This window comes from Lutibacter sp. (assembly GCF_041555395.1).
Taxonomy (GTDB): domain Bacteria; phylum Bacteroidota; class Bacteroidia; order Flavobacteriales; family Flavobacteriaceae; genus Lutibacter.
Genome location: NZ_JBFFKM010000017.1, coordinates 22058 through 44749, shown reverse-complemented (window position 1 = coordinate 44749; position 22692 = coordinate 22058). Strand labels below are relative to the sequence as shown.

The following is a 22692-nucleotide window of genomic DNA, read 5'->3' as shown; positions in this document are numbered from 1 at the left end:
TCAACAGGTAATATTTTTGAAGGAAAATTAGCAACGGTTGAACCTGAATTAAGTGGTGAATTTGGTGAAATTATGAAATTGGCAGACAAATATTCAAGAATGAAAGTCCGAACAAATGCGGATACGCCAAAAGACGCTAAATTTGCACGCAATTTTGGTGCGCAGGGAATTGGACTTACACGTACAGAACATATGTTTTTTGAGGAGGATCGCATTAAAGCCATGCGCGAAATGATTATAGCTGAAACTGTGGAAGGAAGAAAAACTGCTTTGGTTAAATTGCTTCCAATGCAACGTACCGATTTTGAAGGAATTTTTGAAGCTATGCAAGGATTACCAGTCACTATCCGTTTGTTAGATCCGCCGTTACATGAGTTTGTGCCTCATGAATTGGAACAACAAGAAGAATTGGCAAAAGAAATGAAAATCTCCCTGGAAACCATTAAAAACAAAGTGGCAGAATTGGAAGAGAGCAATCCGATGCTAGGCCATAGAGGATGCAGATTGGGAAATACCTATCCCGAAATTACTGAAATGCAAACCAGAGGCATTATAGAAGCTGCCTTAAATTTAAAAGCCAGAGGAATTGTTGCAGTCCCTGAAATTATGGTTCCTTTAATTGGAACCCTCAGCGAGTTTATAGCCCAGGAAAATATCATTAGAGCTACTGCAAAAAAAGTATTTGAGGAAAGAAATGACACTATTGACTATTTGGTTGGCACCATGATTGAAATTCCAAGAGCTGCCTTAACAGCTGACTTAATTGCGCAACGTGCCGAGTTTTTCTCTTTTGGCACGAACGATTTAACCCAAATGACTTTTGGATATTCCCGTGACGATGTAAGTAAATTTTTACCGATATATATTAAAAAAGGAATTTTAGCTGTTGACCCATTCGATGTATTAGACCAAGAAGGTGTTGGACAATTGGTTAAAATGGGTACAGAAAAAGGCAGATGCATAAAACCAAACCTAAAAGTCGGTATTTGCGGAGAGCATGGCGGCGAACCTAGTTCTATTGTATTTTGTCACAATACTGGTTTAGACTATGTAAGCTGTTCACCATTTAGAGTGCCTATAGCAAGAGTTGCGGCTGCACAAGCGGCAATAATAAGTCAGGGCTAATATTCTTTCGGTTGAGGAATTAATAGTTTTGAAAGTTCCATCTTTTTAAAAAGATGGAACTTTTTTTTATGAAGCAATTAAATTACCTTAGCGTTATGATAAAAATTGTACTGCTTGGCGGTGGAAATGTGGCCTATCATTTAACAAATGTGTTATTGCAAAATAATGTAGTACAAGTTATTCAGTTGTACAACAGAACCCTTGAAAAAATTAACTGCTTTAAAAACAGCACCTTAATCACAGATGATCTGTCAGAATTAAAAGAAGCCGATTTATACATCCTTGCAGTATCTGACAATGCCATTTCTGAACTTTCTACAGCCTTGAACTTAAAAAACAAATTGGTGGTGCATACTTCAGGAAGTATGGCTTTGGATGAGCTTAGATCAATTTCAAACAAAGGTGTTTTTTATTTGTTGCAAACCTTTTCCAAAGATCGAAAAATTGATTTTTCCACTGTTCCAATTTGCATTGAAGCCGAAACTGAAAAGGATTTACTCCTTTTAGAAAATTTGGCAAAATCAATTTCAAAAAATTGTTACCGAATTAATTCCAATCAGCGAAAAAGTTTGCATGTCGCTGCCGTATTTGTGAATAATTTTGTGAATCATTTGTACCACATCGGCCATGAAATTTGTGCCGAAAATAATGTTCCTTTTGAAATATTACTTCCTTTAATAAAAGAAACTGCAGATAAAATCACTAAGTTGTCTCCTTTTGAGGCTCAGACCGGACCTGCAACACGAAACGACACCAAAACTATTGAAAAACATAAAGAAATGCTGACTAAAAATCAAAAAGAAATTTATACCTTGTTCACTCAATTTATTTGCAACACTTATGGAGAAAAGTTATAAGGAAATTATGCCTCAAATCACCACATTTATTTTTGATGTTGACGGGGTATTGACGAATGGAAATGTAAGAGTTACTGAAAAAGGTGAATTGTTGCGTGAGATGAATATTAAAGATGGATACGCACTAAAAACTGCCATTAGTGCCGGATTTCATGTTTGTGTGATTTCTGGAGGAACAAATGAAGGCGTGAGAATGCGGTTCAGCGCATTGGGAATTACGGATATTTATTTAGGCACGCATCATAAAACCGACCAGTTTAAAGAATATACAAATCTTTATGATATTAAACCTGAAAATGTGTTATATATGGGAGACGACATTCCCGATTATCAAGTCATGAAAAAAGTGGGATTGCCTTGCTGCCCAAAAGATGCTGTTTCTGAAATTCAGGAAATTTCATTATATATTTCCCGAAAAAAAGGTGGAAATGGTTGTGTTCGTGATGTTATAGAGCAAGTTTTAAAAGTGCAAGAAAAATGGAATTTTCAATTTGATGCTAATTTATTTTAACCCTAAATTACTAAATTTAATTTTATATGAAAAAAATAACCCTACTCATTTTTATTTTATTACTCTCTTTTAATGGCTATTCCCAATCAATTACAGGAAAATGGAAAACCATTGATGATGAAACCGGAAAAGAAAAATCTATTGTCGAAATTTATCAAACCGATGGAAAAATATATGCGAAAGTTGTTAAATTATTGAAAAAAGACGAAGAAAATAAAGTTTGTGAAAATTGTAAAGGAGCCAATAAAAACAAACCGATTAAAGGAATGATTATTATTAGTGGGTTGACGAAAGATGATAACGAATGGAATGGCGGAAAAATTCTTGACCCAAAAACCGGAAATGAATATAAATGTTATCTTACTTTAGAAAATCCTGATAAATTGAAGGTACGTGGCTATTTAGGTTTTGCTATATTGGGAAGAACGCAATATTGGTATAAAGTTACGGAGTAGCAATACTAATTCTTCTTTTAGATTGAAAGAAATATTTATTATTGTATTTTTTGTATTTTATAATGATTCTATTCTATCACAAAGTTTGGACGCTAAAATTATTTAGACTAAAAACTATCCGTTTATTTCAGATTTAGTTCTTGGATAGTTAATAGTAGTACTGAACTTCCTGAGCAGAAACAGATCCATTTTGATATACGGGAAATATTTGCAAGAAGAATTAAAAAATGATTTGAGGAATTAAAAAAAGTAATGCACTAAATTAAGGATAAAGATTAATTCCGTTTTTTCAACATTGGCACGAATTTGAATTTTCCCAATTCGTGCTTTTCAAAATCCTTTTCGCTGGTTCTAATAAATAAAGTCATTATTTGTTCTTCATCACCTATAGGAATTATCAGCCTTCCTCCTACTTTTAACTGACTAAGTAATGCATTTGGAACAAAAGGTGCGCCAGCCGTTACAATAATCCCATCAAAAGGAGCATCTTCAGGCAATCCTTTGTAACCATCCCCAAAAATTATTTTTTTAGGTGTGTAGCCAATTTTAGGTAAAAATAATTTTGTTTTTTTAAACAATTCCTGCTGCCTTTCAATCGTGAATACTTTTGCGCCCATTTCCATTAAAACCGCAGTTTGATACCCCGATCCCGTTCCTATTTCCAAAATTTGATGATTTTCTTTAATGCGCAACAATTCGGTTTGAAAAGCAACGGTATATGGCTGTGATATGGTTTGCTCGGCTGCAATAGGGAATGCTTTGTCCTGATAAGCAAAATCGGCAAAACTAGAGTCCATAAACAAATGTCTGGGAACGTTTCCCATGGCCGCCAGCACATTTTTGTCCGTTATTCCCTTTTGCGCAATTATTTTTACCAACTGATTTCTAAGCCCTTTGTGCTTATGCGTGTCCTTCACTATTCCCTGAAATTTGAATGGCTAAAAATAGGAATAAATGCCTAAAGATTGTTACTTTTGTTTACATAAAAATTAACTACTTTAATTATGTTGAAAGCAGGAGTTTTAGGAGCCGGACATCTGGGCAAAATTCATTTAAAATTAATAAATCAATCCGAAAAATATGATTTGGTCGGTTTTTATGATCCCATAAAAGAAAACGCCAAAAAAGTTGAAAAAGAATTTGGTTATAAGTCATTTAGTTCGATTCAGGAATTAATTGATGCCGTTGATGTTGTTGATATTGTGACACCAACACTTTCTCATTTCGACTGCGCAAAAGAAGCAATAGAAAAAGGGAAACATGTTTTTATTGAAAAACCAATCACCAAAACTGTTGATGAAGCTGAAATTCTTATTGAATTACTAAAAAAACATCAGGTAAAAGGACAAGTAGGCCACGTAGAACGTTTTAATCCAGCTTTTACTGCGGTAAAAGATGCCATTCACAATCCGATGTTTATTGAAACACACCGTTTGGCAGAATTCAATCCAAGAGGAACAGATGTTCCCGTCGTGTTAGATTTAATGATTCATGATATCGATATTATTTTGAGTGTGGTGAAATCAAAGGTAAAAAGTGTTAATGCAAGTGGCGTTTCTATATTGAGTGATACACCAGATATTGCGAATGCACGCATTGAATTTGAAAACGGCTGTGTCGCCAATTTAACCGCCAGCAGGATTTCTTTGAAAAATATGCGCAAAACTCGATTTTTTCAACGTGACGCCTATATTGCAGTAGATTTCTTCGAAAAAGCGACAGAAGTTGTGAGAATGAAAGATGCGCCTGAAAATCCGGGCGATTTCGATATGGTTTTACAAAATGCAGAAGGCCTAAAAAAACAAATCTATTTTGAAAATCCGAAAATCGAGGCCAACAATGCGATTTTAGATGAATTGGAGACTTTTGCCGATGCCATAAATAACAACACAACACCTATTGTAACGCTTGAGCAAGGTACCGAAGCGCTTCGCGTGGCACAAATGATTATTAACGATTTTTAGAATTACAATTATGAAAAATATAGCAGTTATTGGTGCTGGAACAATGGGAAATGGAATTGCCCACGTTTTTGCCCAAAATAAGTACAATGTACATTTAATTGATGTTTCTCAAGAAGCTTTAGACCTTGGCTTGTCTACCATTGTTAAAAATCTGGATCGTTTGGTTGCTAAGGAATTCATCTCCGCAGAAATTAAAGTCCAAACTTTAGCCAATATTACCACCTTTACTTCAATTGCTGAAGGCGTTAAGAATGTGGATTTGGTTGTTGAAGCCGCAACAGAAAATGTAGACTTAAAATTAAAAATATTCAAGCAAATTGATGAAGAAGCACCTGCGAATGCAATTTTGGCCTCAAATACTTCTTCCATTTCAATCACTAAAATTGCTTCTGTCACCAACCGACCTGAAAAAGTCATAGGAATGCACTTTATGAATCCGGTTCCAATTATGAAATTGGTTGAAATCATTAGAGGATACAACACTTCTGATGAAGTTACCAAGACCATTATGGAACTTTCCGGAAATTTGAAAAAGATTCCTGTGGAAGTAAATGATTATCCCGGATTTGTGGCCAACCGAATTCTAATGCCAATGCTTAATGAAGCCATAGAAACTTTGTACAATGGCGTTGCTGGCGTTTATGAAATTGATACCGTTATGAAATTAGGAATGGCACACCCAATGGGTCCGTTACAATTGGCCGATTTTATTGGTTTGGATATTTGTTTATCTATATTAAACGTTATGTATGACGGATTTAAAAATCCGAAATATGCACCTTGTCCGCTTTTAGTAAATATGGTTCAGGCTGGAAAACTTGGGATAAAATCGGGTGAAGGTTTTTATGATTATTCTGAATCAAGGAAAGCTGAGAGGATTGCAAAACAATTTCAATAAAAAAAAGCCGCTTAAAGCGGCTTTTTTTTTGTTATATTCTTTTTCTTCTTTTCGGATTTTGATCTGATCCAAAAGAGCTTTTACTAGTTGATCCTGGAGCACCGGAACGTTTTCTTCCAAATCCGCTAAAATCACTTTTTGGTTTTCTATCTCCATCACCAGATCTTTTTCTGTCATTACCCCTATCACTATCACCAGTTCTTTTTCTTGGGCCTCTATCTCCTCCACGACCACCTCCGCTTCTTGCTTGTCCGGTGCGTTGTTTGGTAGTAATTTCAACATTCACATTTCTGCCTTCAAAATCAACATCATTTCCTTCAAAAGCGCTCATCGTTTCTTTTTGGTAGTTTTTATCCAATTCGAAAAATGAGAAAGTGTCTAAAATTTCAATTTGCCCGATTTCAATATTTTTGGCAATTCTTTGATCATTAATTAAACCAATCAATCTTGCTGGATTTAATTTGTCTTTTTTACCTATATTGATAAAGAAACGTGTCATGTTTTCATCATCTCTTCGTTTGTTTCTTGAATCAGAATTCCTGTCAGAACCTCTCATATGCTCGCTGTCATTTAAATCAGGTGCATTTTCATAATAGGATAAAAAGGTATTGAATTCTATAGAAACAAATCTTTTTATCAATTCTTCACGATCTAAATCTTTTAATTTCTCATAAATCGAAGGTAAAAAATCGTTTATTTCAGTTTCATTAACTTTAATATCCTGAACTTTATCAATCAATTTTAATAATTGATTTTGACAAATTTCTTTTCCTGTAGGAATTGGTGTACTAATAAACTTTTTGCCAATCAGTCTTTCAATCGGATGCAATTTACTTTTTTCTCTACTGGTAACAATGGCTATGGAGATTCCTTCTTTCCCTGCACGTCCTGTTCTTCCGCTACGGTGCGTGTAAGATTCAATCTGGTCTGGAAGTTTGTGGTTAATAACATGCGTTAAATCCGTTACGTCCAAACCTCTCGCCGCAACATCTGTAGCAACTAATATTTGTAACGTTTTATTACGAAATTTTTCCATTACGCTGTCACGTTGTGCTTGGGATAAATCACCGTGAAGCGCATCAACATTGTATCCATCGCTTATTAATTTATCCGCAACTTCTTGTGTTTCTCTTCTCGTTCTGCAAAAAATAATGCTGTAAATATCTGGATTCACATCAGCAATTCTTTTTAATGCAGCATATCTGTTTCTTTCTGAAACCATATAATATTGGTGAGATACCTGATCTGTTCCTTTATTTTTTTCTCCGGCACTAATTTCAACCGGATTTTTTAAATAGCTTTTAGCGATGCTTTCAACTTCTCTTGGAAACGTTGCAGAAAACAATAATGTTTGTTTTTCTTTCGGCGTAACTGCAAGAATTTTATCCAATTCATCTTTAAAACCCATATTCAACATCTCATCAGCTTCATCTAAAATTAGCCATTTAAGATTTCCAAGTTTTAATTGTTTTCTCTTGATTAAATCAACTGTTCTTCCTGGTGTTCCAACAATAATTTGAACACCTTTGTTTAGTTTTCTAACTTGATCCTCAATGCTGGCACCGCCATAAACGGCAAGTGTTTTAACACCTTTTAAATGTTTTGAAAAATCGGTGATGTTGTTCGCAATTTGCATAGCCAACTCACGTGTCGGCGATAAAATAATTGCCTGTGTATCACCGCTGTTAGCGTCAATTTGTTCCAAAATTGGTAAACTGAAAGCTGCGGTTTTTCCCGTACCTGTTTGTGCAAATGCTTTTAAATCTTGTTTTGAAGATAATACTTGAGGAATTGCTTTTGACTGAATTTCAGTTGGGGTTTCATACCCTAAATCAGTCAACGCTTGTAATAGTTGGCTGTTAAGCCCTAGTTCTTTAAATGTCGTCATTTCTGTATAAATTATTGATCTACAGACGCCCATCTATAAACCGGTTAAAATCGGGTGCAAAAGTACGCTTTAATAGTATACAAATAACATTATACTAGTTTATTTTAATTTATTCAATTCTGAATGAAGATATTTTGAATCTAAATTGGTAAATTTATTTTTAACAATTCCTGCATCGTCTATTATAATGGTGCGTGGATATTTGCTGCTTAAATAGTTATGCGCATAGCTGCCTGTTGACAATATATATTGGTTATTGATGTGGGGTAATTTTAAGTTAGACGCTGTCGTTAGATCTTGTGGTGAAGTATTCATATTGATGCCTATAAACAACAAATCGGGATGCCTTTGCTCTAAGAATCTAATTCGGCTCACCAAATAATCAGACGACATATAATCCGATGACCAAAAGTAAATCACGGCATTTTTATTATTAATAACCTCCTTTATTTTTAAAGGAACGTTGTTATAGGAAACAATGTCAAAATCGCGAAATGGTTTATTCAACGGTATATAATTAAAGTCTTTTACCAAATTATTAACTTGTTCAAGATATTCTTTATTGGTGCAATTTCCCAAAAATATACTTAAAGCTTCCTCATTAATGTGGCAAGTCGATCTGCTTTTTAAGAAATCGCTGACTAAAATTCTTTTCAACAGGATATTTTTAAATCCTTCTGCCTTTATATGTTCATTAACCGCATTTAATATATTCACCGTAATATCATTTTTGGTGCTGTCTTTTTCTTTGAGCTGGTAACTTATATTGTATAAATAACTGACCACATAGTTTTGATAAGGATAAAATGACACCAAATTTTCTTCATTTAAATTAATACCTTTTCTGAAATTGTAAAAAGTATCGGAAACTTCTGAAAATCCTTCAAGGTTATGATAATATGGGTAAAATTCTTTTAATCTGAATAGCGGAAATTGAATAGCTATGGCTGTAAATTTTTCAAATCCTTTTGATACTACTCCTTCATACTCAAAAAAATCATTATAAATAGCAAACCTTGCTTTGGAAAGTGAATCAATTTTAGCCTGAAAATCCTTTTCATTTAAATCAAAGTAGTGGTACATCATCCTTTCCTCCTTCTCATTATGCAAAAATAAATTAATTAAAAATTCATTTTTAACACTCCCTCTACCACTAAACACCAGCGATTTATCAAAATCCCAGGTATTAAGCCTAACCAAAACACTGTCTGAAGGTTCTAAATATATGTATTGAAATTCAGTTCCGTGCTTAAACGTATAAAAACCTTCATCCAATACAGGAATCTTCTTTAAAAATCGATTGTTTTTATCAAGCCACAAAGTATCCATAACTTTCTCCTCTTTTAAAAACAAAACGAAACTGGATTTTGGATTGATTATTAAACCTCCAAAATAAGTAACCGCATTCTCATTGCTTTTCCCACAACTAACTGCTAAAAATACCAATATGACATAGGTAAGATATTTCATGAAAATTATTTGAAACAAAAATACATACATATAGATGGCTCGCTTGTTAATGAGATGTTAAATGTGGCAGAAAATCTTTTAAACACTAAAAATTAACTTTGGGTTTACTATTTTTTTTTAAAATCTAATTCACTACTTTTGCAAAAAATTTAAAACCTTAATTTATAATGCTTTCAGTATCAAATTTATCTGTTCAATTCGGTAAACGTATTTTATTCGACGATGTAAACACCAAGTTTACCGTTGGAAATTGCTACGGAATTATTGGCGCCAACGGTTCAGGAAAATCAACATTTCTAAAAATCATTTCCGGAAAAATAGACCCAACGGCCGGACAAGTAATTTTGGACAAAGGCAAGCGGATGTCTGTGCTTTCCCAAGATCACTTTGCCTTTGATGAATATCCGGTATTGGATACTGTGATGATGGGCAATAAAAAATTATTTAATCTAAAAAAAGAATTAGATGCCGTATATGCAACACCGAATTTCTCAGAAGAAGATGGAGTTAAGGCCGGTGAATTAGGTGCAGAATTTGAAGAAATGGGTGGATGGAATGCCGAAAGCGGTGCAGCCAGCTTGTTGTCATCTTTAGGAATTAAAGAAGATTTGCATTATTCCTTAATGGGTGATATAGACGGAAAAACGAAATTGCGTATTTTATTAGCGCAGGCATTATTTGGCAATCCGGATGTTTTAATTATGGATGAGCCTACCAACGACCTTGATTTTGAAACCATCGGTTGGTTAGAAAACTTTTTAGCAAATTATGACAATACGGTAATTGTGGTATCGCATGACCGTCACTTTTTAGATGCTGTTTGTACACATATTTCAGATATTGATTTCGGAAAAATAAACCATTACTCTGGTAACTATTCCTTCTGGTATGAATCGAGTCAGCTGGCAGCCAGACAAAGGGCTCAGCAAAGTAAAAAAGCAGAAGATAAAAAGAAAGAATTAGAAGAGTTTATTCGTCGTTTCTCTGCCAATGTTGCAAAATCAAAACAAGCAACCAGTCGTAAAAAAATGATTGAAAAATTGAATGTTGATGAAATAAAACCTTCAAGTCGCAGATATCCTGCAATTATTTTTGAACGTGAAAGAGAAGCCGGGGACCAGATTTTAAATGTGGAACATTTGTCAAAATCAACTGAAGATGGCGTATTGTTTAAAGACATTAGTTTCATCTTAAATAAAGGCGATAAAGTTGCTTTAATATCAAGAAATTCAAGAGCAGTAACCACTTTCTATGAAATATTATATGGAAATGAAAAAGTCGATAAAGGAAAATTTCAATGGGGCGTTACCACAAATCAATCTTATTTACCTTTAGATAATTCTGAATTTTTTAACGATTCAAACTTAAATTTGGTGGATTGGCTTCGCCAATATGCTAAAACAGAAGAAGAAAGAGAAGAAGTTTATTTAAGAGGTTTTTTAGGGAAAATGATTTTTAGCGGTGAAGAAGCGTTAAAAAAGTGTAATGTGCTGTCGGGTGGTGAAAAAGTAAGGTGTATGTTGTCTAGAATGATGATGGTGAGAGCAAATGTTTTAATGTTAGATGAACCAACAAACCATTTAGATTTAGAGTCTATTCAAGCATTTAACAATTCTTTAAAAAACTTTAAAGAAACTGTTATCTTCACAACTCATGACCACGAATTTGCGCAAACTGTTGCGAATAGAATTATAGAAATTACACCAAAAGGAGTTATAGACAGATATTCGACATTTGATGAGTATTTGGATGATCCAAAAATTAAAGATTTGAGAGATAGTATGTATTCTTAAAAGCACTCTAATTTTAGAGACAAATTAAAAAAAAGGATAGTTAACTAACTATCCTTTTTTCTTTTAAAAATCTTTTTAAGTAATGATTTAGGTGCTTCTTCACCCCCATATCCGTTGGCGTATTTTCCATATCCATAACCGTAACCATAGCCATTCCCATAACCTCCATAGCGTAATTTCATCGTAAAATCGTTGAGTACTATACTAATATTTGAAATTTCTTCTTTATTATATTTTTCATTAATCATTTTAAGCATTCCTTTTTGAGAATAGTTTTGTCGGACAATATAAAGCGTTGAATCTGCATATTTCAACAACTCTACTGCGTCACTCACCAATCCTATAGGCGGCGTATCCAAAATAATATAATCGTAATTATCTTTTAAACTATTAATTAATTCCTCTATTGCTGAACCAATCAATAATTCTGAAGGATTTGGAGGTACCGGACCGGCAGTAATTACATCAAGATTAGGAACTTTAGTTTTTTGGATAATCGCATCAATATTTTCTTCTCCTATTAAATAGTTAACCACACCTATTTCCTTGGAAATTTCAAAATCATCAAATATTTTTGGTTTACGCAAATCCAACCCAACCAAAATTGTTTTTTTTCCTCCCAATGCAAAAACAGTGGACATATTAATTGAAACAAAAGTTTTACCTTCTCCGCTAACGGATGACGTCACAATAATGGTTTTGCATTTGTCTTTTGTGCTTCTGCTAAATAAAAATTGAATATTTGAACGCAAAGCCCTAAATGATTCCGCAACTCCCGATTTCGGCTTGGTAAAAACGGCTAAATTACTGTCGGATCCATTATTTCCCACCACTCCTAAAATTGGTATTGGTGAAATTTTTTCAATATCTTCAGTAGTGTGAACTCGGGTATCCAAAACTTCTTTTGCAATAATCACAAAAAGCGGAAAAATGGTTCCCAATAGCAAAGCAATCATATAATTAAACTGCATTCTTGGCAAAATTGATCCCTGTCCGGTATCTTTTGCGGTATCCAACACTGAAATGTCCGATACACTTGCCGCAATTGCAATATCTGCCTCGTACCTCTTCTGCATCAAGAAAACATAATTAGATTCGGTTAAACTGTATTTTCGTTGATAATTTAATAATTTTTGTTCTTTCTTCGGAAGCTTGTCCAGCTCGTTATTATAGGTATTTAATCGATTCCTGCTATTATTCAGCGTGATTTTAGTTTCATTCCTTAAGGAGGAAAGATTTTCGAGCAACACATTTCTTGTGGTTTCAACTTCCTGATTTACCGCTATTAATGAAGGATGATTTGAAGTAACTTCTTTTGATAATTTTTCCTTTTTTATGGAAAGTTCCGTTAATTTACCTACCATTCCGGAAATAGAACCATCTTCAATATTTATGATTGCCGGCGCTGGAATATTCGTGAAATCTGTATGGGTTTTTATGTAGTTTTCTAAATTGTTGAAATACACAATTCTATCTCCAAGCTGCTCTTGCATTTTATCTAAACTAACTGTTTGCGAATAGATTTCACCTCCTTCAGCCGATAATTGGTAAATTGAGTTTTCCTGTTTAAACTTTCCAATATTGTCTTCAATTGATTTTAAACTGTCCGAAGTATTTCTAAATTGAGCATCAATAAATTCTTTTGTGCTTCTTGCATAATTTGTTTTTTCATCCAGTTCATGTTCTGCCAAAACTATAACGGTTTCATTTAAATAATCAACAATTCTGTTTTTGTTGGGACCCGTTAACGACAATTCTATTAGAGAAGTTCCGGTAAGCCCGTTTGCCCTAACATTCCGGTATTGTCCGGCAGCCTGATCAATAGTTCTCAACTGAAAATAAAACGATTGTCCCTTTAAATCTTTTACATCATTCACAAGTTCAATTTGAGCTTTTAAAAATGGAAGATTTATATATTCATCAATCAAAAATACTTTTGAATAAGGTTTTTTATTTTCTTCAAAACCTTTAAACGACTCGTCTTTATAGTTAATTAATTTATAAGCCGTATTTTCATTAAAATCTACCGACAATTCAAAACGATTATTGTCAATAAAATTAATTTTAACTAAGGTATTCAACAACTGGTATTGGTTAGGTTGCAATTTTACGGTAAATGGCGTTTTACCGTAAGCATCCTCTCGTCTAAAACGGCCATCTTTTATATACTCAATATAAAAATTGAGTCGATTGATTACTTTTTCATTATGAGACCTGGAAGTTAATGCCTTTCTGATGGATTCAACCCTATCACTTACTCCCCCCCAGTTAAATGCAATATTGGTTCCTGACGAAAAAAGAGGATTTTGTTTTTCGTTTACCGCAATCGTTGTACTAAGTCCGTATATCTTTTGGGTGGAAATATTTACATAATATGCAATTGCGAATGCAATGGCAATAGTTGCCACAAACCATTTCCAATTGGCTAAAATTCGAAATAAATAATCTTTAATATTAGAGATTTGCTCACTTGGATTATCAATAAATTTGAATTTATTATCCATAAAATATTATAAATTTTTAACTAATAAAACAGAGGTTATTAAAAATGACAATACTGAAACAACTGTTGTAAATGCTTGTAATCCTGTAGTTCCAATTCCCCACGATTTTTGTTTTAACGGAGCCACATATATAATGTCGTTGGGCTGAATATAGAAATATTCCGACTCAAATATGGAAATCTCATTCATGTTAATTTTGTATTTTTTCACCCCGTCCGGCGTTTTTCTGATAATTAGCACATTTTCACGATCACCAAAAGTGGAAATTTCACCAGAATTGGCAATGGCATCAATTATAGAAACTTGATTTTGTGCTAAAATTTTTGTGCCGGGAGAACCCACCTCTCCGGTAACAATAAAGTTAATGCCCCCTAATTTAACTGTCACAAAAACATTTTCGGGATTCTTTAAAAAATTACCCAATTCAACTTCAATTTTTTCTCTGGTTTCTTTTTCGGTAAAACCCAAAACATTGAGTTCACCAATATAAGGAATTCTAATATTCCCGTGGTTGTCAATTGTATAACCCGAAAAATAAAGTCCTCCGCCACCACCACCGCCTGAAGCATTATTCTTAAAAAGCGTTACGAGTTCCTGGTTTTCTGCTTTAATGTCAATGTATAAAATATCATTTACCTGCAAACGATAAGGGTCATTATTTAATTTATAAATTTCCGTTTTACTTACAGGCTCACCCTGAAAAGAGGTCACTTGCTTGGTTGAAATACAAGACGAAAGCAGACTTAAAACTGCAACGTATAAAAAAAATTTCTTCATAAAAATTTGATCAGACTTAGGCAAATATAATTTTAAATAGCGTATTAAAATAATTTTTCAACTATTTTCGCATTAAAATTGACTAGTCATGGAATGGTTTAAAATTAGGTCATTTATCACTTTTTTACTTGCATCAACAAATCAACACGGCGTACACTCCCCTTTTGTTTATGATTTAGTAACCAAGTGTTTCAATACCAAAACAAATCCACCCAAAATGAACGCATTTAACAGGATTAGAAAATTGTTGTATTCTAATCATAAAAAGATCACAATAACCGATTATGGCAAAGGTTCTTTGTTTTTTAAAAATAACGAACGCAAAGTATCTGATATTGCAAAAATAGCTGGAATATCTACCAAAAAAGCTAAACTCCTTCTTCGGATTATTGATTATTTTAAGCCTAAAAATATACTGGAATTTGGAACTTCCGTTGGATTGGGAACTTCCGTTTTGAGTATTGGAAACCTTGAAGCTGAAATTATTACGCTTGAAGGCTGCAAAAATACCGCTCAAATAGCAAAAGAACTATTCAACACGAATCACTTAAATAATATTCAATTGGTTGTTGGCGACTTTAACGAAACGCTTTCTTCAATAATAAAAAACAAACATTATGATTTAATTTATTTCGACGGAAATCACCAAAAAAAAGCGACGATTGATTATTTCAATCAATGCCTTGAAACAACAAACAATGATTCTGTATTTATTTTTGACGATATTAATTGGTCACCAGAAATGCAACTGGCCTGGAAGGATATAAAAAATCACCCCAAAGTCACCATCACCATCAATACTTTTTTTTGGGGAATTGTGTTTTTTAGAAAGGAACAAGAAAAACAACATTTTACAATAAGAATTTAACCACTGAATTTGCATAAAAATTAGTTAATTTGCAATATGAAAATTTATACAAAAACCGGAGATAAAGGCAAAACCTCTCTTTTTGGAGGAACAAGGGTACCAAAATATCATTTAAGGATAGAAGCCTATGGTACTGTGGATGAGCTAAATTCATATATTGGTTTAATTCGTGATCAAAAAATTGATTCGTATACCACTGAAATTCTGTTAAAAATTCAAAACGAATTATTTACTTTGGGCTCCATGTTGGCAACGCCTCCAGAAAAAGAAATCTTAAAAAGCGGAAAAGAACGCTTAAATATTCCGAAAATTACAGAAGAATCTATTGAACTTTTAGAAAATGAGATTGATAAAATGAACGAATCTTTGCCACCAATGTCGCACTTTATTTTGCCTGGCGGACATACAACAGTGTCATTTTGTCATATTACACGTTGTATTTGCAGAAGAGCAGAGAGAATAGCTACCTTGTTAAATGACGAAAGTACCATAAATCCAAAAATTTTGGTGTATTTAAATCGACTTTCCGACTATTTATTTGTGCTGGCACGAAAGTTGACAATTGACAATGAGGCTCAAGAAATCCCTTGGATTCCTGAGAAAATAAAATAAGTTCTTTTTTATTTTGAAATAAAACGAGAAATAGCTTGCCTAGTTAAGTAAAAAAATTATTTTTGCAAAAATTTAATACGAAAAGTTATGTATTGGACACTAGAATTAGCATCGTATTTAGCAGATGCACCTTGGCCTGCAACAAAGGATGAGTTGATTGATTATGCAATTAGAACAGGGGCACCTTTAGAAGTTGTCGAAAACCTTCAAGAAATTGAAGATGAGGAAGAAAATTTCGAATCGATTGTCGAAATTTGGCCAGACTACCCTTCTGAAGAAGATTATCTTTGGAACGAAGATGAATATTAAAAATACTTAATCAAAAAAAAGTCTCTAGCGAGACTTTTTTTTTGGTTATTGATCATAATTTTAAACAGAATTAAAACGATTTAACATTAAAAAAATTAACTTTACCAGTTATTAATATCAATATAAATTACTGTAATTTTACAAGTAATTATTTAAAAATTTGACACCTAAAATATGAGTATCATAAATTCAGTCCTTAAAATTTTTGTTGGAGATAAAAAAAAGAGAGATTTAGCATTGCTTCAACCCATAGTTACCAAGGTTAATGCTTTTGATCAAGAAATTACAAATTTAACAAACGACCAACTAAGAGATAAAACTGGTTACTTTAAGCAAAAAATATCAGATTCAACGCTTGAGTTTTCTTCAAAAATTGATGAATTAAAAGCAGAATTAACCGATGCAAACATAGACCGAAAAGAAGAGATTTATGCTTTAATTGACAGTTTGGAAGACGATTTATATCAGGCTTCAGAAAAAGCATTAGATGAAATCATGCCCGAAGCATTTGCCGTTGTTAAAGAAACTGCCAAGCGCTTTACCCAAAATAAAACCATTACCGTTACGGCAACACCGTTTGACAGGGAACTTTCGCCAACCCGAGAAAATATAGTTCTTGAAAATGACAAAGCCATTTGGGCCAATATATGGGATGCTCAGGGAAAAGAAGTTACTTGGGATATGATTCACTACGATGTACAACTTATCGGTGGTTCAGTTTTGCATCAGGGTAAAATTGCCGAAATGATGACGGGGGAAGGTAAAACATTGGTTTCAACACTTCCTATTTACTTAAATGCACTTACAGGAAAAGGCGTGCATTTGGTAACCGTAAATGATTATCTGGCAAAACGTGATGCTGCCTGGATGGGGCCAATTTTTGAATTCCATGGATTGAGAATAGATTGTATTGATCACCATGAGCCAAATTCAGATGCACGAAGGAAAGCTTACAATGCAGATATTACTTACGGTACAAATAACGAATTTGGTTTTGATTATTTACGTGATAATATGGCGCATTCACCAAACGATTTGGTGCAACGCCCACCCAATTTTGCGATTGTGGATGAGGTCGATTCCGTTTTAATTGATGATGCACGTACGCCTTTAATTATTTCAGGGGCGACAGCGAATGCAGACCGTCACGAATTTAACGAGTTAAAACCAAGTGTAGACAAAATTGTTTCTACCCAACGAAATTATTTGACTGCTGTTTTGGCTGAAGTAAAAAGGTTATTAGCTGAAGGCGACACAAAAGAAGGCGGATTTTTATTGCTTCGTGTTTTTAGAGGTTTGCCAAAAAGCAAAGCCTTAATCAAATTTTTAAGCCAGGAAGGTATCAAACAACTCTTGCAAAAGACGGAGAATCATTATATGCAAGATAACAATCGTGAAATGCCTAAAATTGACGAAGAGTTATATTTTGTTATTGATGAAAAAAACAACTCCATTGAGCTGACCGATAAAGGAATTACCTTTTTATCTGGTGATGATGGGGATGAAAACTTCTTCATTTTACCCGATTTAAGCACTGAAATCAGCAAATTGGAACGTGAAAAGGACACGCCGGAGGTTTTAACTGAGAAAAAAGAAGAACTATATCGTGATTACAGCATAAAAAGCGAACGAATTCATACTATGAATCAATTGCTTAAGGCATACACTTTATTCGAAAAAGATATTGAGTATGTAATTATGGACGATAAAATTAAAATCGTTGATGAGCAAACAGGACGTATTATGGAAGGTCGCCGTTATTCAGACGGATTACATCAGGCGATTGAAGCAAAAGAGAACGTTAAAATTGAAGCTGCCACACAAACATATGCTACGGTCACGCTTCAAAATTACTTTAGAATGTACCGCAAACTTGCCGGTATGACTGGAACTGCAGTTACAGAAGCTGGAGAATTCTGGGAAATTTATAAATTAGATGTTATTGAAATTCCACCCAACAGAGAATTAGTTCGGGATGATCGTGACGATTTGGTTTTCAAAACCAAGCGTGAAAAATACAATGCTGTTATTGATGAAATTGTAAAATTAGTTAATTTAGGCCGACCTGTGTTGGTGGGAACCACTTCCGTAGAAATTTCCGAATTGTTAAGCCGAATGCTTGCCATCAGAAAAATAAAACACAATGTATTAAACGCCAAAATGCATAAAAAAGAAGCTGATATCGTTGAAGAAGCAGGAAACTCGGGTGTCGTAACTATTGCAACCAATATGGCTGGTCGTGGAACGGATATAAAACTTTCCGATGAAGTTAAAAAAGCGGGAGGTTTGGCTATTGTGGGTACAGAACGTCACGATTCACGTCGTGTAGACCGCCAGTTACGAGGTAGAGCAGGTCGTCAGGGAGATCCGGGTTCTTCACAGTTTTATGTATCATTGGAAGATAATTTAATGCGATTGTTCGGTTCCGAACGTATTGCGAAAATGATGGATAGAATGGGGCTTCAGGAAGGTGAAGTTATTCAACACTCCATGATTTCCAAATCCATTGAACGTGCACAACGCAAAGTAGAAGAAAACAACTTTGGAGTTCGTAAAAGGTTGCTTGAGTATGATGATGTTATGAATTCTCAAAGAGAAGTCGTTTACAAACGTCGTCGCCACGCCTTATATGGAGACCGTTTGCAGGTGGATATCGTAAATATGGTTTATGATACCTGTAACATGTTGATCAGAGAAAATAAACTCACGAATGATTATCAGAATTTTGATTTTGAACTGATTCGTTTTTCTTCCACAACTTCTCCTTTTAACGAAGAAGAATTTAAATCACTTTCGGAACAAGAACTTACAGATCAACTTTTTGATGTGGTATACAAACATTATAGAGAAAAGTTAGAAAGAAATGCAAAAGCTGCTTTTCCCGTAATTAAAGATGTTTATGAAAATCACGGTGAAAAATATGAACGAATTGTTGTTCCTTTTACTGATGGCGTTAAGGAATTGAAAGTAATTACCAATTTAAAAGACGCTTATGAATCTGGCGGAAAAGAGTTGGTAACAGATTTTGAAAAAAATATTACACTTGCTATCATTGATGATACCTGGAAAGATCATTTACGACAAATGGATGAGCTTAAACAATCGGTTCAAAATGCAACTTACGAACAAAAAGATCCGTTGTTAATTTACAAATTCGAGTCATTTGAACTTTTTAACGGTATGCTTGATAAAGTAAATAAAGAAGTTTTATCGTTTTTATTCAAAGGTGAATTGCCTTCTCAGGATGCGACTCGCGTATTGCCTGCAAGGGAACAAAAACGCGAAAAAGTTCAATTGAGCAAGGAAGAATATGGCAGTTCAATGCCAAATCCGCAAACAAATCAAACACAACAACAACAAGTTATTGAAACTATTGTTCGCACCGAGCGAAAAATTGGACGAAATGAACAAGTGACCATTAAACATGTGTTGTCGGGCGAAAATAAATCAGTAAAATACAAACAAGCCATTCCTTTAATTCAAAAAGGTGATTGGGTATTGGTAGAGGAATAATACAACCATAAGATTAAAAAAGAGGCTGTAAGAAAATATTACTTTTTTTACAGCCTCTTTTTTTGATTGGTTTTGTCTTCAAAACCAAATAAAGTTTATAATTTTCAACATGTTTTAATTTTAATCAATTAATGATTCTCCATTTAAATTGGTGGTAAGCACTTCACTCATATAATCCAAATAGGGTCGCATTGCCAAAAATGAATCCATAACTTCCCTTAAAAAGTTTGGCGATAAAACTTCTTCATCAGTAAATTCGCGTGTAACAATAAATTGCTTGAACCTTATGAAATCAATATTAGGATGATTTTTATCAAAACCTCTAGGTGCTGATTTTACAGCATTACCTTGTAATTTCCCAAAATGCTTCTTAAAATCAGGTGCGTTTACAATGGCCCTAATTTCAGAGACGTCAGTTTCAAATTCCTTTCTAATTCTTAACAAATCCTCTTTATTGGGTTCCCAAAACCCACCAGCCAGAAAACTTTCTCCCGGTCTTATTCTTAAATAATAACCGCCGCGCAATTTGTTAGTCGCCCGAGTGAAATGACCGGCAAAATGAGGTTTAAATGGTGTTTTATCAGGAGAAAAACGAATATCCCTGTAAATCCTAAATATTTTTACATTTTCAATAAGGTCATGTGTTTTCAATTGTTCCATTATGGAATTGTAAAACCCTTTAACCTTTTTTTGTTCAGCCTCAAACTCCGCTTTATGCTCATTAAACCACTCACGATTGTTATTGGCTTTCAGCAATTTTAAAAAGTCTAAGGTCGATTTTGAAATTGAGGTCATTATTGTTATTAAAATAAATTAAGAATATTAAATATACGATATAAAATATTAGAAGTTAAAAGTTATATATTAAAAGTTAGAAGTGTTTTTTTTTACTTTTTACTTTATACTTATTGATGTCTGTTTTCTAAAATTTTAACAGTATCCTGCAAAGTAAATCCTTTTGCCTGCAACAAAATTAAATAATGAAAAAGTAAATCGGCACCTTCATTTAAAAATAGATCATCATTATTATCTTTCGCCTCAATAACAATTTCAACGGCTTCTTCACCGACTTTTTGTGCTATTTTATTAATTCCCTTTTCAAATAAAGAGGCCACATAGCTATTTTCAGCATTACCTGCTTCTCTCCTATTTTTAATCACTTCTTCCAGTTGCGTCAAAAAACCGTAGGACTGATTATTCGATTCTCCCCAACACGTATCCGTTCCTTTATGACAAGTTGGACCAACCGGATTTACCTGAATTAACAAAGTATCATTGTCGCAATCGTTTTGTATGGAAACTACATTTAAATAATTACTACTTTCCTCCCCTTTTGTCCATAATCTTTTTTTAGTTCTGCTAAAAAAAGTGACTTTGTTTGATTCAACGGTTTTGTTAAAAGCCTCTTGATTCATATAACCCAACATTAAGACATTTTTTGTGCTATTGTCCTGAATGATTACAGGTACTAAATGATCCGTATTTTTATTAAAATCTATGTTCATAATTTTATTTTGTCATTGCTAAGCAAATTTTTCATTTGCTTAGCAATCTGTTAATTTTTAGTTATTTATCAAAAGATTACTTTGTCATTAAATTCCTCGTAATGACGTTTTTTTATTACAATCTAACTGGGATATTATTTCTTTTTAATTCTTTTTTTAAATCTATAATTTCAATTTCTTTAAAATGAAATACACTGGCTGCTAAAGCCGCATCAGCTTTTCCTTTTATAAAAGCATCGGTAAAATGTTGCATATTCCCAGCTCCTCCTGAAGCAATTATTGGGATATTAACCAATTCACTCAAATAGGCCAAAGCTTCATTTGCAAATCCGTTTTTAGTGCCATCGTGATCCATAGAAGTAAATAAAATTTCTCCTGCACCACGTCGCGCTACTTCTTTTGCCCAATCAAATAGTTTAATGGTGGTAGGCACTTTTCCACCCACCAAATGCACGAGCCATTCTCCATCAATTTGTTTCGCATCAATGGCAACAACAATACACTGGCTGCCAAATCTAGCTGCCAAATCATTGATCAACTGAGGGTTTTTAACTACAGAAGAATTTATGGAAACCTTATCCGCTCCTGAGTTTAATAAAATTTCAACATCTTCCACCGAAGAAATTCCGCCACCGACTGTAAAAGGAATATTCACTTTTTCCGAGACATGCATGACCAATTCAGCCAATGTTTTTCTACGTTGCTCCGTAGCAGTTATGTCTAAAAAAACCAATTCATCTGCCCCATTATTTGCATAAATCTCAGCCAATTCAACAGGATCACCCGCATCCCGTAAATCAACAAAATTCACACCCTTTACGGTTCTTCCATTTTTAATATCCAAACATGGAATTATTCTTTTTGTTAACATTCTAATTGTTTAAAATAAAATTTTCAATTTCCTTCATACTAATTTTATGTTCATAAATAGCTTTTCCGATAATAGTTCCTTCACAACCCATTTCTGCCAATTTAGGCAGTTCTACAAAAGTAGAAATTCCTCCGGAGGCTATTAATTTTATGTTTGAAGCTTGACTGATTATTTTTTGATACAATTCAAACGATGGTCCTTGTAACATTCCGTCTTTTGAAATATCGGTACAAATTACATATTTAACGCCTTCTTTTTGATAATTTTGAATAAATGGAATAAGATCTTCGTCAGAATCTTCCAGCCAACCGCTAACAGCTATTTTTTCATTCAAAGCGTCGGCACCCAAAATAATTTTATCAGAACCGTATTTTTCCAACCAGCTTTTAAAAATTGCAGGATTTTTTACAGCAATACTTCCTCCGGTTATCTGGTTTGCACCACTTTCAAAAGCAATTTTCAAATCGGCATCCGACTTCAATCCACCGCCAAAATCAATTTTCAAATTCGTTTTCGAAGCAATTTGTTCCAAAATTTTGTGATTTACAATATGACTTGATTTTGCGCCATCTAAATCGACCAAATGCAAATACTTTACCCCATGATTTTCAAACATTTTCGCTACTTCTAGCGGATTTTCATTATAAATTATCTTGGTGCTGTAATCTCCTTTTGAGAGGCGTACACATTTGCCGTTTATAATGTCTATTGCTGGTATGATTCGCATAATTTTTATATTAAAAGTTAGATATTAAATATTAAAAAGTATTGG

The 22692-nt window shown here is 33.7% G+C and carries 20 protein-coding genes; 11 read left to right on the top strand and 9 right to left on the bottom strand.

Annotated elements, in window-relative coordinates; all coding sequences use genetic code 11:
- The 4 genes from ABY285_RS05700 to ABY285_RS05685 form a co-directional block, all read left to right on the top strand.
- A partial coding sequence (locus tag ABY285_RS05700; RefSeq protein ID WP_372767932.1) for a putative PEP-binding protein occupies positions 1-1125 on the top strand: 1125 nt, incomplete at its 5' end.
- A gap of 95 nt (positions 1126-1220) precedes the next feature.
- Positions 1221-1982 carry a Rossmann-like and DUF2520 domain-containing protein gene (locus ABY285_RS05695; protein WP_372767930.1) on the top strand — a complete coding sequence of 254 codons (762 nt, stop codon included), beginning with the start codon at positions 1221-1223 and terminating at the stop codon, positions 1980-1982.
- Positions 1966-2493 (top strand): KdsC family phosphatase, encoded by a 528-nt coding sequence (locus ABY285_RS05690; RefSeq protein ID WP_372767928.1) that lies wholly within the window; start codon positions 1966-1968, stop codon positions 2491-2493. Before ABY285_RS05695 ends, ABY285_RS05690 begins: the two co-directional genes overlap by 17 nt.
- 26 nt (positions 2494-2519) lie before the next feature.
- A complete protein-coding gene (locus ABY285_RS05685) occupies positions 2520-2948 on the top strand; it encodes a DUF2147 domain-containing protein (RefSeq protein WP_372767926.1) in 429 nt (142 codons plus the stop codon).
- Between the two features lie 275 nt (positions 2949-3223).
- On the opposite strand, the gene ABY285_RS05680 is transcribed toward ABY285_RS05685, so the two are convergent.
- The gene (locus ABY285_RS05680) at positions 3224-3865 is read right to left on the bottom strand and encodes a protein-L-isoaspartate(D-aspartate) O-methyltransferase (protein ID WP_372767924.1); all 642 of its coding nucleotides are present in this window, start codon (positions 3863-3865) and stop codon (positions 3224-3226) included.
- A gap of 87 nt (positions 3866-3952) precedes the next feature.
- Between ABY285_RS05680 and ABY285_RS05675 the strand changes: the two genes are divergently transcribed.
- Together ABY285_RS05675 and ABY285_RS05670 are read left to right on the top strand one after the other, a co-directional pair.
- Positions 3953-4912, top strand: a complete 960-nt coding sequence (locus ABY285_RS05675) for a Gfo/Idh/MocA family protein (protein ID WP_372767922.1) — start codon at positions 3953-3955, stop codon at positions 4910-4912.
- Positions 4913-4922: 10 nt separating this feature from the next.
- Positions 4923-5810 carry a 3-hydroxyacyl-CoA dehydrogenase family protein gene (locus tag ABY285_RS05670; protein WP_372767919.1) on the top strand — a complete coding sequence of 296 codons (888 nt, stop codon included), beginning with the start codon at positions 4923-4925 and terminating at the stop codon, positions 5808-5810.
- Between the two features lie 31 nt (positions 5811-5841).
- On the opposite strand, the gene ABY285_RS05665 is transcribed toward ABY285_RS05670, so the two are convergent.
- Together ABY285_RS05665 and ABY285_RS05660 are read right to left on the bottom strand one after the other, a co-directional pair.
- The gene (locus ABY285_RS05665) at positions 5842-7698 is read right to left on the bottom strand and encodes a DEAD/DEAH box helicase (protein WP_372767917.1); all 1857 of its coding nucleotides are present in this window, start codon (positions 7696-7698) and stop codon (positions 5842-5844) included.
- A gap of 99 nt (positions 7699-7797) precedes the next feature.
- Positions 7798-9168 carry a TlpA family protein disulfide reductase gene (locus ABY285_RS05660; RefSeq protein ID WP_372767915.1) on the bottom strand — a complete coding sequence of 457 codons (1371 nt, stop codon included), beginning with the start codon at positions 9166-9168 and terminating at the stop codon, positions 7798-7800.
- Between the two features lie 167 nt (positions 9169-9335).
- Here ABY285_RS05660 and ABY285_RS05655 point away from each other — a divergent pair, with 167 nt between their 5' ends.
- Entirely contained in the window at positions 9336-10961 is a 1626-nt protein-coding gene (locus tag ABY285_RS05655; RefSeq protein ID WP_372767913.1) for an ABC-F family ATP-binding cassette domain-containing protein, read from the top strand.
- A 44-nt stretch (positions 10962-11005) separates the two neighbouring features.
- Here the strand turns inward: ABY285_RS05655 and ABY285_RS05650 are convergent, their stop codons facing one another.
- Complete coding sequence (locus ABY285_RS05650; RefSeq protein ID WP_372767911.1) at positions 11006-13465, bottom strand: polysaccharide biosynthesis tyrosine autokinase; 2460 nt, start codon at positions 13463-13465, stop codon at positions 11006-11008.
- A 6-nt stretch (positions 13466-13471) separates the two neighbouring features.
- Positions 13472-14242: a polysaccharide biosynthesis/export family protein gene (locus ABY285_RS05645; RefSeq protein WP_372767909.1), complete on the bottom strand. Its 771-nt coding sequence runs from the start codon at positions 14240-14242 to the stop codon at positions 13472-13474.
- Positions 14243-14330: 88 nt separating this feature from the next.
- On the opposite strand from ABY285_RS05645, the gene ABY285_RS05640 reads away from it, so the two are divergent.
- The 4 genes from ABY285_RS05640 (at position 14331) to secA (ending at position 19544) form a co-directional block, all read left to right on the top strand.
- A complete protein-coding gene (locus tag ABY285_RS05640) occupies positions 14331-15110 on the top strand; it encodes an O-methyltransferase (RefSeq protein ID WP_372767907.1) in 780 nt (259 codons plus the stop codon).
- Positions 15111-15146: 36 nt separating this feature from the next.
- Complete coding sequence (locus ABY285_RS05635; protein ID WP_372767905.1) at positions 15147-15722, top strand: cob(I)yrinic acid a,c-diamide adenosyltransferase; 576 nt, start codon at positions 15147-15149, stop codon at positions 15720-15722.
- Between the two features lie 87 nt (positions 15723-15809).
- On the top strand, positions 15810-16031 hold the full coding sequence (locus ABY285_RS05630) for a DUF2795 domain-containing protein (protein ID WP_372767903.1): 222 nt from the start codon (positions 15810-15812) through the stop codon (positions 16029-16031).
- A 174-nt stretch (positions 16032-16205) separates the two neighbouring features.
- Positions 16206-19544, top strand: a complete 3339-nt coding sequence (gene secA / locus ABY285_RS05625; protein ID WP_372767901.1) for a preprotein translocase subunit SecA — start codon at positions 16206-16208, stop codon at positions 19542-19544.
- Positions 19545-19664: 120 nt separating this feature from the next.
- Here secA and ABY285_RS05620 read toward each other — a convergent pair whose 3' ends face one another.
- The 4 genes from ABY285_RS05620 to hisA all read right to left on the bottom strand — a co-directional run bounded on the left by ABY285_RS05620 (position 19665) and on the right by hisA (position 22647).
- A complete protein-coding gene (locus ABY285_RS05620) occupies positions 19665-20339 on the bottom strand; it encodes a DUF2461 domain-containing protein (RefSeq protein WP_372767899.1) in 675 nt (224 codons plus the stop codon).
- A 110-nt stretch (positions 20340-20449) separates the two neighbouring features.
- Positions 20450-21049: a bifunctional phosphoribosyl-AMP cyclohydrolase/phosphoribosyl-ATP diphosphatase HisIE gene (gene hisIE / locus ABY285_RS05615; protein WP_372767897.1), complete on the bottom strand. Its 600-nt coding sequence runs from the start codon at positions 21047-21049 to the stop codon at positions 20450-20452.
- 115 nt (positions 21050-21164) lie between these two features.
- Entirely contained in the window at positions 21165-21920 is a 756-nt protein-coding gene (gene hisF / locus ABY285_RS05610) for an imidazole glycerol phosphate synthase subunit HisF (RefSeq protein ID WP_372767895.1), read from the bottom strand.
- A gap of 1 nt (position 21921) precedes the next feature.
- Positions 21922-22647: a 1-(5-phosphoribosyl)-5-[(5-phosphoribosylamino)methylideneamino]imidazole-4-carboxamide isomerase gene (gene hisA / locus ABY285_RS05605; RefSeq protein ID WP_372767893.1), complete on the bottom strand. Its 726-nt coding sequence runs from the start codon at positions 22645-22647 to the stop codon at positions 21922-21924.
- Positions 22648-22692 lie beyond the last annotated feature (45 nt).